Source organism: Streptosporangium vulgare (assembly GCF_042428775.1).
GTDB classification, from domain to species: domain Bacteria; phylum Actinomycetota; class Actinomycetes; order Streptosporangiales; family Streptosporangiaceae; genus Streptosporangium; species Streptosporangium vulgare.
This window is the reverse complement of record NZ_JBHMBS010000002.1, coordinates 1-12463: the sequence shown is the minus strand read 5'-3', so window position 1 is coordinate 12463 and position 12463 is coordinate 1. Positions and strand designations below refer to the sequence as shown.

Below are 12463 nucleotides of genomic sequence, written 5' to 3'. Positions count from 1 at the left end.
ACGGATCGGATTCGAACGGACGGGGACGGGACCAACGCTCGTGCTGGCCCCCGCACTGGCCGAGCTCTTCCTCCACGAGGCCGCCAGGGGCGTACCGTCACGATCATCTACCCTGAACGACCGTGGAGTATTTCGTGTACGGCCGTGACCGCCCCGGTTCCTTCGGGCTCAAGATGAGCCTGAACGGCGAGCACTGGTCCTTCATGGACGGGTACGGGGAACTGCTGGTCGCCCGCGGTCCCACGCTGACCGGCCATGGAGACGACGCCGAGTCGACGGGCAGCCTGCACATCGTCGATCTTCCTGACGAGGAGGCCGCCCGTACCTTCGCCTACGAAGAGCCGTACTACCGCGCCGGCGTCTTCGAGTCGGTGCTGCTGTGCCGCTTTCACAACGTCCTGGGCCGCACCATGTGGGACTTCACCGAGGCCGTCGACGGCTACGGCCGGTTCCTGGTGATCACCACGGGCGGGTCCGGCCCCGCGCCGGCCCCGTCGAAACACCTGATCGTGTACGGCGAGCTGCTCTCCCTCGACGGCGAGACACGGATCGGCCGGGCGGCCATGGTGGAGGCGCCGGACCGGGAAGCCGCCGCGACGCTGCTGCCTGTCGGCGCCGACGGCCGTACGGAGTCGCATCCCTGGCGCTTCGGCGGCAGACCCGGCAAGACGCCCATCAAGTGATCATCGAGTTGACGACCCACGGAGACCCACGGAGATCCGAACGTCCCTGGAAACGACCAGGACCCAGGTGGGAACCCATCCCCGACCTGGGCTTTGAAGCGTGGAGCGGGTGACGGGAATCGAACCCGCGCTGTCAGCTCGGGGATCATCTACTGACCCTGCCATCCTGAGCAGGGAAAACAGGGGTGCGGGTCAGGATGATTCCGCAGGTCGGTGCACGAAGATCAGCGTAGCCAGGACCTGCCTCAAAGTCGTCGCGCGGCAGGGCATGTGGCTTTGAGACAGCCGCTAGTCGCGCTTGGGCCAGATCGGGCCCTGGTCGGTCCAGGTGACGCCCTTGTTGCGGCACAGGCAGAAGGGGTGGCCGATCGGGTCGGTGTAGATCCGCCAGCCGTAGCCGTTGGGTCCGATGAAGTCCTGCCGCAGCGTCGCGCCGAGGTCGAGGACGCGGCGCTGCTCGGACTCGATCTCGTCCACTTCGAAGTCGAGGTGGAACTGCTTGGGGTGCTCGCTGTCGGGCCACTGCGGAGCGCGGTAGTCGTCCACCCGGATGAAGGCCAGCTCGACCTCGCCGAACTTGATGCCGGCCCAGCTCTCGTCGCTGCCTTCCTTGACCGGCCGTCCCGTCACCTCGGAGTAGAAGGCCGCCAGCTTCATCGTGTCCGGGCAGTCGATGATGAAATCGGTGAGTCGCAGCATCCCACGATCTTTTCACAAGCTCCTCGATGGAGGCATTGCCCGCGATGCGGGAACCGGGTGGCCACAGGAGCCTTGCCCGAGCTGCCTTCTGGGGGGACGCGGTAGCGGGGTCGTCGACGGCGTGTCCTTGGTCGGTGGATGAGGCCGGGTACGGCGGGTGCCGCGTACGGCGGGCGGTCCGCGTTCCCGCCACACGGCCCGCCGACCGGGACCGGCGCCCACGCCGCCTCACGGAGCATGCCGAGCTCTTCGAGGTTCCCGCAGTTGTTCTGGATCATCGCCGCCGGTCCAGTCAGGGAACATCGGATCCAGCCACCCGGCGGCGAAAACATGCCGTGGTGGAGAAGGACACCGGAGCCGGTGAAACCGCCACGTCAGCAGCGAAACCAGCGTGAAGCCGTGACGAAGCCGGCAACGCGGAAGCTTTCCTCGGACGCCGGGAGATACCCGGCGGAGAGAGGAGACGCGCCATGGCGGACCTCAGCGCCGTCCGGGCCGACAGTTTGGTCAAGACCTTCGGAGACTTCCGGGCCGTGGACGGAATCGACCTTCACGTACGGCAAGGCGAGATCTTCGGAGTCCTGGGCCCCAACGGGGCGGGTAAGACCACCATGCTCCGGATGCTCACCACCCTGCTCCCGATCGACGGCGGCCATGCGGAGATCTTCGGTGTCGACGTCCGGCGGGAACCTCACCGGATCCGGCAGCTGGTAGGCGTCACCGGCCAGTATGCCTCGGTGGACGAGGATCTGACCGGCCGGGAGAACCTCTGGCTGTTCGCCCGCCTGCAGGGCCTGACGAGCACCCGAGCCAAGAGCATCGCCGGTGACCTGCTCGAACGCTTCGACCTCCAGGAGGCGGCCGACCGTCCCCTGGCCCATTTCAGCGGCGGCATGCGCCGCCGGCTGGACCTGGCGTCGAGCCTGATCACCCGCCCGCCCCTGATCTTCCTGGACGAGCCCACGACCGGCCTCGACCCGAGAACCCGGGGCCAGATGTGGGACACCATCCGCGAGCTGGTCACCGACGGTTCCACGATCCTCCTCACCACCCAGTACCTGGACGAGGCCGATCAGCTGGCCGACCGCGTGGCCGTGATCGACCGAGGCCGGAAGGTCGCCGAAGACACCCCCGACGCCCTGAAGACCCAGGTCGGTGACTCGACCCTGCAGCTCAGGCTCGCGGACGGCTCCGACATCGCCCTGGCCGCGAGCATCGTCGGCCGACTGCTGGGTGAGGACCCGGTCCTGTCCCCGGAATCAGGACGGATGAACATCCCTCTCCCCGACCCCGACCGGGCCGCGGACGTCCTGATCGGCCTGCGAGAAGCAGGTCTCGGCATCTCCTCGGTAAGCGTCGCCAAGCCGACGCTGGACGAGGTCTTCCTGGCGCTGACCGGCCACAGCGCCGACGAACCCCAGATGGAGGCGGTCCGATGACCACGAGCACCATGACCCCGACCACCCTCGACCCCCAGCGCATCGACCCGTCTGCCGTGGTCGCCCGCACCACGTCCCGCAGTTCGCTCCAGGCGACCTGGGTCCAGGTCCTGGCGATGGCATGGCGAGCCCTGAAGAAGATGCGCCGCAAACCCGAGCAGTTCTTCGACGTCCTCATACAGCCCTTGCTGTTCACCGCGATGTTCGCGTTCATCTTCGGCGGCGCGATCTCCGGCAGCGTGTCGAACTACCTTCCGACGCTGATCCCCGGCATCCTCGCCCAGACGGCCCTGACCGTCTGCATGGCGACAGGCGTGCAGCTGCGCGAAGACATGGACAAGGGGGTCTTCGATCGCTTCAAGTCCCTGCCGATCGCGAGGATCGCCCCCCTGGCCGGCCCGATGATCGCCGACCTGATCCGTTACGGCATCGCGTCGGTGCTGACGCTCGTCACCGGCCTGCTCATCGGTTACCGCCCTGGCGGCGGTGTGCTCGGCTGCATCGGGGGCATCGCGCTCACCGTGATCGCGGGCTGGTCGCTGGCGTGGATCTTCACCTGGCTTGGCACGATGGCGCGTTCGGCGCAGAGTGTCCAGGGCATCTCGATGATGATCATGTTCCCGCTCACCTTCCTGTCCAACGTCTTCGTCCCCGCCAAGACGCTGCCCGGCTGGCTGGAGGCGTTCGTGAAGGTCAACCCGGTGTCGCACGTCGTCTCCGCGGTGCGCGACCTGCTCAACGACGGAGCCGTGACGGCCGAGGTGGGCTGGGCGGTCCTCGGCTGCGTGGTCATCGTCGCGATCTTCGCTCCACTGGCGGTTCGCTCCTACTCCCGCAAGATGTAGGCGGTGTCAGGCCACCCGCTCCAGGACGGTACGGGCCTCGGCCAGCAGGCCGGGGCCGCGTCGTTCTCCGTATTCGGCCTCGATCCGGGAGATGGCGCCGGGGGCGACCCGTTCGGCGTGCGCGGACAGCACCGACCACCGCATCGTCGGGGTGAACCGGTTGTAGGCGAACCGGTCGGCGAGCACGAGCAGCCGGACCGCCTCCTCGGCGGGCAGCGCCCCCTTCCGCAGACCCCAGATGCCCAGCCCGGCGAACACCATCCCCAGCACCGGGAGGTCCCGGAAAGCCTGGTCCAGGTCGGACGCGGCCAGGACTTCGGCCCGCAGCGACTCGAAGAGGTCCGCGCCGTCGTCGCCCTCGCCGTACTGTGCGAAGGCGGCGAGCGTGATGACCTCGCTCAGGACGGCCCACGGTGGGAAACCGTCCGGAGTGCCCGGGCCGCGCAGGTTCCGGAGCATCTCGGCGGTCTCGCGGTGCCTCCGCAGCCCTCCGGCGATGTCGCCGTCGGCGAGGGCGAGCTCGGCTCTGGCGGTGGCGATCGACAGGACCGCGCCGTAGGCGCTCTGGGAAGTGAGCGTCTCCAGGTGGTCGATCATCCGTGCGGCCTCGTCACGGCGCCCCTCGGCGAGCGCCGTCATGGCGAGGGCGGCGCGGATCTGGACTGCGTCTTCCACCGCCCCGAGGCGTTCGAGCACCGGGAGCGCCTGGGTGGCATGCCTGGACGCCGACGCGGAGTCATCGAGGTGCGCGTACAGGCCGGCCAGCTGGGTGTGCAGCACCGCCCGGTGCCAGGGGCCGCCGTCGTCGCCGGTGAGTTCGAGGGCGGCTCGGGCGGCTTCGATCGCGCCGGCCGGGTCGCCGACGTTCTCCCGGCCGTGGCTCAGCCAGTGCAGCGCGATCCGGCGGATCAGCGGATCGGGATCGGCGGCCAGCTCGTCCAGGCCGCCCTCGGGATCCGACACCATGGTGAGCAGGGTGGTCACCAGCGCCCGGACGGCCGGGTTCGCCGAGTCGACGCCCAGCCCGGACAGCAGCCGCGTCAGTGTCCCGGACCCTTCGAAGGGGAAGACGACGGTGCCGAACAGCGCGATGCTCAGGGCCAGCCGGGTCCGGTCGAGGAGCCGGGGCGGAGGCGCCCAGCCGCTCAGCGCGGCGGTGACGGCCGGGGTGAGGACGATGCTGCGCGGGTGGTCCCCGCGGATCGTCCAGTAGCCGCCCAGCGCGGAGAACAGCACCACGACCGCTTCGGGGTCGGGCTCGGTGAGTGCCTCTCGCAGGATGTCGGCGAGGTTCGTCTCCTCCGGACGCAGCCGGTCCATCGCGTCGACCTGCTCCGGCGAGTACAGCCGGACACCGTGCCGGTCGGCGTACCCTACGGCCCACCCGCGTACGGCGGCGCGCGCCCCGACGGTCTCGCCTGCCGAGTCCAGCCGCATCCGGCCGAACTCGCGCACCGTCTCGAGCATGCGGTACCGGACACCGTCGGCCGTCTCCACGACGGTGAGCAGGGACTGCTCCACGAGCTCCTCGACGTCGCCGAGAGCGTCGTCGCCGAGTACCTCCTCCGCCGCGTCGAGGACGAAGCCGTCCGGGAAGGCCGAGAGGCGGCGCAGGGCCCGGCGCTCCCGCTCGCCGAGGAGGTTCCAGGACCAGTCGATCACCGCCAGCAGCGTCTGGTGCCGGGAGGGGGCGCTCCGGTCGCCGCCGCGCAGCAGCGTGAACCTGTCCTCCAGCCGGCGGGCGATCTCGGCCGGTGACATCACCCGCACCTTCGCGGCGGCCAGTTCGATCGCGAGCGGCAGGCCGTCCAGGCGGACCACGACGGCGCGCACGTCGTCCTCGTCGAGGCGCACACCGGGCCGGGCGGCGGTCGCGCGGTCGTGGAACAGCTCGACGGCCTCACGGGCTCCCAGCTGGGGCAGCGGATAGACGCGTTCGGCGGCGATCGCCAGCGGCGAGCGGGTTGTGGTGAGGACGCGCAGCTCCCGTGTGGTCGCGGCCAGATAGGCGACCAGGTCGGCGACAGCCTCCACCAGATGCTCGCAGTTGTCGAGCACCAGCAGCGTGGGGGCGAGATCGAGCTGCTGGGCGATCCGCGCACGGATGTCGGCGCGCTGTCGCGGGGTGAGCGTGCGGCGTCCGGTCACCGAGTCGCGGACGCCGAGCGCCGAGCCGACCTCACCGACCAGGTCCTCGGGCGCGGTCACGCCGACCAGCTCGACGAAGTGCACCACCGGTTGCTGGGCCTCACGGGCGATGGCATGGGCGAGCCGGGTCTTGCCGAGCCCTCCCGGACCGAGGATCGAGACCACCCGGGAGGTGGCGAGCAGTGCCCGCACCCGTCGGAGGTCGTCGTCGCGGCCGAGCAGCGGGGTCGCGTCGAACCGCACGCCGGCACGCACGGGGCTGTCGAGCGCCAGCAGCTCACGATGGATCCGCCGCAGCTCCGGGCCGACGTCGGCGCCGAGCCGGTCGCGCAGGTCCGACCGGTAGCGCTCGAAGCGGTCGAGCGCGGCGCCCGTTCCGCGCACCGCCGCCTCGCTGTGCAGGAGGTCGGCGAGCAGCCCCTCGTCCTCGGGGCGGACGCGCACGGCCTCCTCGAGCTCGGGCAGGGCGGGGCCGTGGTCGCCGCTCCGGCTACGGGCCCGGGCGAGCACGACCCGCGCGGACGCCAGGTCGCGTTCCGCGCACCGGCGCACCTCGGCCAGCGGGCCGTCGCCCTCGGGCGGCAGCGCCCCGATGCCCAGCGCGAGCGCCTCCTCCGCCGCCACGATGGCGGCGGCCGGATTCTCGACGAGCAGTCTCGGCGCCCGGTCCGCCAGACCGTGGAGCCGACCGGCGTCGACCAGGTCGCGCGGAACCTCGAGCCGGTAGCCGCCCCCTTCCGTGACCAGCGCCTCCGGCCCCACGATCGACCTGGTCCGGGACACCAGGACCTGCAGCGCCTTCGTTGGATTGGCCGGTTCGCTGTCCGCCCAGACCTCCGCGACGAGCTGGTCCGCGTTCACGGTCCGGCAGGCGAGGGCGAGGGCTGCGAGCAGCGCCTGAGCCCTTTCGCCGACCACCGGCTGCCCCCGCCACCGCACACCGTCGAGCAGGCTCAGGTAGATGGGCATGACGTAAGTTTAGGCTTCACCGAGCCCTCCACCCGTTCTCGCTCTTGACCCGCGCCCCTTTGACCCGCGCCCCTTTGACCCGCGCCCCTTTGACCCGCGCCCCTTTGATCCGCGACGCGCATACCAGCCCTCAGGCAAGAAGATCCATCGGGATCGGGTACGTAACGGGCGCGGAAGACCGACATGGCCCTGAAAACAATCAAGGCCCGGATCGGAAAACCGTCTGTTACCTGGTCCTTTTCGTCTGGAGCGGGTGACGGGAACCGAACCCGCGCTGTCAGCTTGGGAATCGGCTGCTGATGTTGGCGGGCTGAGCTGGGAAAGCAGGTGTGTGGGTAGACGAGGTGTGGTTCCCCGTGAGTCCCTGTGGATGACTGGTGTTCTCCGCCTGTTCTGGCACGGATCAGGCACGTGATCAACGCCGCCCAGGAGACCTGGACGAGTAACCAAGATCGAGAAGTGGATGCGGGACAGACCTGGTGCTCATTCCCGCTGGGTGCGGCCATCGCTGCCAGGGGCATAGAAGGTAGGATAGAGAGTATGAGTGAGCCTACCGGCAAGTATTCGATCACCATGCCGCGTGACATCGCGGAGGCCGCACGGTCCCGGAGCGGCCCTTCCGGTCTCTCTGCCTACGTCGCCGCCGCCGTCGCCCGCCAGATCGAGCGCGACAACCTCAGCGAACTCATCCAGGTCGCCGAGGCCGAGCATGGCCCCATTGCCGACGACGAAGTCCAGGCCCTGCGCGACCAACTCAACCAGGCCCGGCAGGGGCAGGCCCAAGGTGGGGCGGACGCTGCATGACCCGTTCTCCCGCCACCCCCGGCGGCACGCTGGTCCTCGACAGCGAGGGACTGGCCAAAGTCGTCCTGCGTGACCGCACGGTCACCACATGGCTCGCCCTCGCCCGCGCCGACGACCTCCGCGTCATCACCTCCGCCGCCACCCTTGTCGAAGTGGTCCACCCCCGCATCAACCGGCCGGCTCTGGAGTGGTCGCTGTCCCGCCTTGTCGTTGAACCGGTCACCGAACCGATCGCCCGCCACGCCGCCACACTTCTGTCTGGCGCCGGCCTGCACGGGCACAAGTACGCCATCGATGCGATGCTCAGCGCAACCGCCCTCGCTGCCCCCGGCCCCGTTACGGTTCTCACCTCCGACCCGGAGGACCTCGCCGCCCTGTGCGGCGGACGCGTCATCGTCATCAAGGTCTGAGCTGCGCGCGATGACAAGCATGACGGAGCGGTGGGAGCAACGAGAGCCAATGGCCCGAGAAGATCGAACAGCCCTGGAAACAACTAAGGCCCAGGTCAGGAATCCATCCCTGACCTGGGCCTTGAAGTGTGGAGCGGGTGACGGGAATCGAACCCGCGCTGTCGGCTTGGGAAGTGCATCGAGCACGGCAGGTGAGACGGCTGAGCTGGGGGTTCGACTGGTCGTGAGTGACCGTGGTTGCCCCCTCGTCACCCTGTCTAATTGCACGCTAATTGCACGGCTGTCGCCCCGACTCCACCTCACAACATGGGCGGAACCTGCCAATTCGATCAAGGCAGTTAAGTTTGGCTAATTCTGTGTCGGCTTCTCTGTGGTGTCCTTCTGGTTCTCGTTCTTGGGCTTGTTGATCCACCCGGGACCAGGCAGATCGGGCGGGGTGGGGGGGGCCGTGCCGCCGGTGGTGTGGCGTCCAGGGTGAGCGGCTTGAGCGGCGGCCAGGATGACGGCCCACCGATCGCGGACGGCGACAGCGCGGCCGTAGTGCACGTCAACCGGGCGGTGACAGCCGACCCCGGAGTGATGGTGCTCGTGGTTGTACCAGGCGTAGAACTCCTGGCAGAACAGTCGGGCATCCTCGACGGAGCCGAAGCCGGGGAAGGGGGAAGTCGGAACACCATCTTTGTTAAGGCGGGATTCGTAGAAGCCCGCGCCGAGGTCGTGAAAGCGGGCGTCGGGGTCGGATAGCAGATGCCATGCGATGGTGAGGACGGAGTTGCCGACGGCGACCAAAGCTCGGCGTTTTCCTCTTCGTTTGGCGATTCTGCGATATCGCGAGCCGAGGAAGGTGTCGGTGCGTGCGACACCGATGCCGACCTCGCCGAGGGCTCCGCTCAGCCAGGGGGAAGCCCCGTCTGCCGGTGGTGTGGTCGGTGCGGCGGCGTTTGATCTGGATGGCCTGGGCGGCATGGGGGAAGGGCAGGCCCGGGCGGACGGCGCAGATCTTCATGCGGCGGATCTCGCGGTGGCCGTGCCCGGTCTCGTCGGTGCGGTCGTTGAGGATGGCCTCGCGCCAGGGCAGAGCCTTGAGCCGGCGCAGCAGCGCGGACTGGTTGTCCGTGACGATGAACAGGTAGTGCCCTCCGGCCGCGACGATCTGCCGGGCGTGCTCGTGCTGGGTGTGCAGGGCGTCGGCGGTGCTGACCCCGCTGGTGAGGTCAAGCCTGGACAGCAAGAGCGTGAACGCGGGGATCTCATTGCTCTTGGCTGCGACCACCAGCGGGCGCGAGACTGGGGCCGGAGTTCAGCCGCAAGCAGGCGCCAAGCACAACAACGCCCATGCGGTCGATGTAAGCCCACTTCCATGGTGGGGACCGTCGGTTTGACCATGCCCTTAGGGCACGGATGAGACTCGTTGCCATGAACACCGTGAATGAAGCCCCCATGAACCAGAGCCGCCGCACGCCCGCCCGGCCCGGCTGGCCCGAGCTCGGCGTCGCCGTGCTCGCGGCCGCGATCCTGTACGGGGTCGGGGCGACGATCGCCTACCTGCTGCCGGCCGGCTCCCCGGTCTCGCCCGGCCAGGCGAACTTCCTTGTCTCGGGCCTCGCGCCGCTCGGAGCGTTCGCCGTCGCCGTGCTCATCCGCATCCGCGACGTCCGCCCGTTCGGGATGCGGCGCGTTCATCCTGGTTGGCTGCTCGCGGCCATCGCGATCGGCCTCGCGTGCTTCGCGCTCAGCTGGCCGGTCTCGGCGATCTTCGACCCGTTCTTCCCCGGGTCGGAGAGCCTCCAGGAGGGCTATCGCGACGCTGCGCGCGCGGGCGCGCTCTCCCTCGTGGTGACGATCGTGCTCGGCGGCCTGCTGACGCCCTTCGGCGAGGAGGTCCTGTTCCGCGGCGTGTTCGCGAGCTTCCTGTTCCGCTGGGGCACCTGGATCGGCGTGATCGTGAGCGCGGCGGTCTTCGCCGTCGCGCACGGCGTCAACAGCATCATGCCGATCGCGTTCGTCGTCGGGCTCGGCGCCGGGCTGCTGTTCCGACTCTCCGGCTCGATCTGGCCGGCCGTGGTCATCCACGTCGTCCACAACAGTGCGAGCTTGCTGTACCACAGCATCGGATACTGAGCCGTTCGACGAGCCTCCCCGCGGTCGAGATCTCACGCATGAGTGCCGCGATCTTGTCGGGGACGGGGTCGATCGCCTCTTACCGCTGCGTGGCCGTACGCGGTCCTGGTGCGTTGATGGCACCGGCGAGCGCGACGATCACCGGCTGTAGGAGAAGGACGGGCACTCCACGTGAGCCTGGCGGGGCTTGAAGAGGTTCACGGTTCCCGCCTCCCTGGCGGCTCCGTCTCCTCGATCAGCGCTTGGGCGCGAGCGAGTGCCTTCAGCTGGGCGGCGTTGAACAGCTCGGCGAAAGCGGACCCGATCGCGGCCTCGGTGAAGCCCGGGCTGTGCGTCGCCGCGGAGCCGGGGTCCGCCATCCAGGGGAACCGGGCCTGGCTCCGCCGGATCGACTCGGCCAGATGGCGCGCGACGGCCTCGATCGTCGCGTCGTCGGCGTCCGCTGGGAGGTGGTAGAACTCGTCCTCGGCCTTGCCCCCGGTGACCTCTGTCATCAGCTGACGGAGGTCGTCGAGCGCGTCGTCCTTGAGCACCCCCGAGAACACGGTCAGCAAGGCCCGGTCCCGCTCCGACAGTCCTTCGGCGACCGGGCCGAACGGCACCGGGGTGTCCAGGGGGACCCGGTACTCGAGGATGACCGCCAACTCCGCGCGGATCCGTTGCAGGCGCTCGATCGTGCCTGCCAGTTCGGCGTCGAGCACGCGGATGGCTTCGTCGGGCTCCTCGTCCGCACTCCCCATCGCTCGGATCTGGGCGAGCGACAGTCCGAGCTCGGTCAGCCGCTTGATCTGAAGCAGCCGGACGAAGTGCGTCGTCTGATACTGCTTGTACCCGTTGGGCGCTCGGTCGGGCAGCTTGAGCAGCCCCATTCGGTGATAGTGCCGCACCGTCTTGACGGTGGTGCCGGCGAGGTCGGCGAGCTGTCGCGTGCTCCAGGCCATGCCCAGGTCCTCCTCTGATGTCGCGCCGGATCGTCCTGGATCGAGCCCAGCTCATGCCCCAGGGGCACGCTCAACCGCCGGGTCGTCGATCCTCGTTGCAAGACCAGACGACCATCATCATGCTCGTCGAAGACACAGGCGACCACGCTCGGCCAGATCTTTCCGGGGCAGCGTCCCGGAACCTGTCAATTTGATCAGGGCAGCTGAGCTGGTCTAATTCTGTGTCGGCTTTTCTTGTTCGTCCTTCTGGTCTAGGTCGTTGGGCTTGTTGATCCATGCCGGTCCGGGCAGGCCGGGCGGGGTGGGCGTGCCGCCGGAGGCGAAACGCTCGGGATAGGCGGCCTGGGCACTGGACAGGACGTGGGCGCGCCGATCGCGGACCATGCCGGCCTTGCCACAGTGCACGTCGGCGGGATGGTGATAGCCGATCCCGGAGTGGTAGTGAGTGAAATCCGTAAGCGCCGAGGCTTGTCTCAGAAGGTCGTAGCGGAGCGCTCCGGGATGTCACAGCCCGCCCTGTCTCGCATCGAGGGCGGTGGTGGCATTCCGGATATAGCGACACTGCTGCGCCTTGGGGCGGCAATGGGGGTTCGGTTCCGCGTCGAGCTCGTCGTCGACGACGACACCACTGAAATCGAGCCCCTAACAGTGCATCACCGACAGCTCACGAACGCATAAGTCGCAGGCGTAACTTCGAGGCTCAGACCGTAGGCTTCCGCTGTTCCTTCCGCGGTAGCGGTCTTCAGCCGTTAGAGGCTTGCTCGGGGAGTCGCCGGCGCCAGGGGAACGAGGAAGGGCCCAGCTCCAGATCACATTCTTGAGCCGGGCCTTCGGTCTTGGAGCGGGTGACGGGAATCGAACCCGCGCTGTCAGCTTGGGAAGTCTCTATTACCCCTGGCTGCTGAGCTGGGAAGACGCTGACCTGCGGGGGAGCGGGGCGAGTACCCGTGGTTCCCCGCGAGTCCCCCTTGTTCCACCCTCCTGACGGGCACGCAACGGGCACGCCTGGAAGACTCTCCATCATGAGTGAGGTCATCAGAGATACACCCTTCCCGTTTCCTGATGACAGGTTCCCTCCGGAGTTGGGAGCAGTGGTTCAGCGCACGGTTGTAAGTGGTGAGTTTCCTGTACTCATCGTGATCCACGACGAAGAGAACGACTGGATGATTGGCGATGGCGTCACGGATGCGAGCGATCCGACGGCCTCGATCATCAGCCATGTTCGCCATGTCGTCGAGCTGGATCCGACCGTGGAGGAGACAGCAAGCTTGCCTTGTGGCTACGTCGCCTACAGGTCGTCACGGTTTGGGTCGCGTCCTCGGAGCGGTGTAAAAGGCTCGACGAGGTAGGTGCCGCGGGCTGATCTTAGGCGGCTGCCGTTTCGGGCGTCGAGTCGGTGGCCGG

The 12463-nt window shown here is 68.5% G+C and carries 14 protein-coding genes; 9 read left to right on the top strand and 5 right to left on the bottom strand.

Annotation, left to right across the window (positions count from 1 at the left end):
- The first annotated feature begins 122 nt into the window (after positions 1–122).
- Positions 123–683 carry a YciI family protein gene (locus ACFFRH_RS04040; RefSeq protein WP_386154313.1) on the top strand — a complete coding sequence of 187 codons (561 nt, stop codon included), beginning with the start codon at positions 123–125 and terminating at the stop codon, positions 681–683.
- Between the two features lie 288 nt (positions 684–971).
- Here ACFFRH_RS04040 and ACFFRH_RS04035 read toward each other — a convergent pair whose 3' ends face one another.
- Positions 972–1382, bottom strand: coding sequence for a VOC family protein (locus ACFFRH_RS04035; RefSeq protein ID WP_344743115.1), 411 nt, complete (start codon positions 1380–1382; stop codon positions 972–974).
- Between the two features lie 470 nt (positions 1383–1852).
- On the opposite strand from ACFFRH_RS04035, the gene ACFFRH_RS04030 reads away from it, so the two are divergent.
- Positions 1853–2821, top strand: coding sequence for an ATP-binding cassette domain-containing protein (locus ACFFRH_RS04030; RefSeq protein WP_344743116.1), 969 nt, complete (start codon positions 1853–1855; stop codon positions 2819–2821).
- Positions 2818–3666, top strand: a complete 849-nt coding sequence (locus ACFFRH_RS04025) for an ABC transporter permease (RefSeq protein WP_344743117.1) — start codon at positions 2818–2820, stop codon at positions 3664–3666. The genes ACFFRH_RS04030 and ACFFRH_RS04025 overlap by 4 nt, the downstream gene beginning before the upstream one ends.
- Before the next feature lie 6 nt (positions 3667–3672).
- On the opposite strand, the gene ACFFRH_RS04020 is transcribed toward ACFFRH_RS04025, so the two are convergent.
- On the bottom strand, positions 3673–6783 hold the full coding sequence (locus ACFFRH_RS04020; RefSeq protein ID WP_344743118.1) for an ATP-binding protein: 3111 nt from the start codon (positions 6781–6783) through the stop codon (positions 3673–3675).
- A gap of 540 nt (positions 6784–7323) precedes the next feature.
- Here ACFFRH_RS04020 and ACFFRH_RS04015 point away from each other — a divergent pair.
- A complete protein-coding gene (locus ACFFRH_RS04015; protein ID WP_344743119.1) occupies positions 7324–7587 on the top strand; it encodes a CopG family transcriptional regulator in 264 nt (87 codons plus the stop codon).
- Positions 7584–7997: a PIN domain-containing protein gene (locus tag ACFFRH_RS04010; RefSeq protein WP_344743120.1), complete on the top strand. Its 414-nt coding sequence runs from the start codon at positions 7584–7586 to the stop codon at positions 7995–7997. Before ACFFRH_RS04015 ends, ACFFRH_RS04010 begins: the two co-directional genes overlap by 4 nt.
- Positions 7998–8345: 348 nt before the next feature.
- Here ACFFRH_RS04010 and ACFFRH_RS04005 read toward each other — a convergent pair whose 3' ends face one another.
- Entirely contained in the window at positions 8346–8786 is a 441-nt protein-coding gene (locus ACFFRH_RS04005) for a hypothetical protein (protein ID WP_386154306.1), read from the bottom strand.
- A 22-nt stretch (positions 8787–8808) separates the two neighbouring features.
- On the opposite strand from ACFFRH_RS04005, the gene ACFFRH_RS04000 reads away from it, so the two are divergent.
- Both ACFFRH_RS04000 and ACFFRH_RS03995 read left to right on the top strand, forming a co-directional pair.
- Complete coding sequence (locus ACFFRH_RS04000; RefSeq protein WP_386154303.1) at positions 8809–9402, top strand: hypothetical protein; 594 nt, start codon at positions 8809–8811, stop codon at positions 9400–9402.
- 11 nt (positions 9403–9413) lie between these two features.
- Entirely contained in the window at positions 9414–10118 is a 705-nt protein-coding gene (locus tag ACFFRH_RS03995; protein ID WP_386154300.1) for a CPBP family intramembrane glutamic endopeptidase, read from the top strand.
- Between the two features lie 197 nt (positions 10119–10315).
- Here ACFFRH_RS03995 and ACFFRH_RS03990 read toward each other — a convergent pair whose 3' ends face one another.
- Together ACFFRH_RS03990 and ACFFRH_RS03985 are read right to left on the bottom strand one after the other, a co-directional pair.
- A complete protein-coding gene (locus ACFFRH_RS03990; RefSeq protein ID WP_344743122.1) occupies positions 10316–11059 on the bottom strand; it encodes a helix-turn-helix domain-containing protein in 744 nt (247 codons plus the stop codon).
- Between the two features lie 213 nt (positions 11060–11272).
- Positions 11273–11464 (bottom strand): hypothetical protein, encoded by a 192-nt coding sequence (locus tag ACFFRH_RS03985; RefSeq protein WP_386155093.1) that lies wholly within the window; start codon positions 11462–11464, stop codon positions 11273–11275.
- 9 nt (positions 11465–11473) lie between these two features.
- Between ACFFRH_RS03985 and ACFFRH_RS03980 the strand changes: the two genes are divergently transcribed.
- Together ACFFRH_RS03980 and ACFFRH_RS03975 are read left to right on the top strand one after the other, a co-directional pair.
- Positions 11474–11737 carry a helix-turn-helix domain-containing protein gene (locus ACFFRH_RS03980; RefSeq protein WP_386155037.1) on the top strand — a complete coding sequence of 88 codons (264 nt, stop codon included), beginning with the start codon at positions 11474–11476 and terminating at the stop codon, positions 11735–11737.
- 344 nt (positions 11738–12081) lie between these two features.
- Entirely contained in the window at positions 12082–12408 is a 327-nt protein-coding gene (locus ACFFRH_RS03975) for a hypothetical protein (protein ID WP_344743124.1), read from the top strand.
- Positions 12409–12463 lie beyond the last annotated feature (55 nt).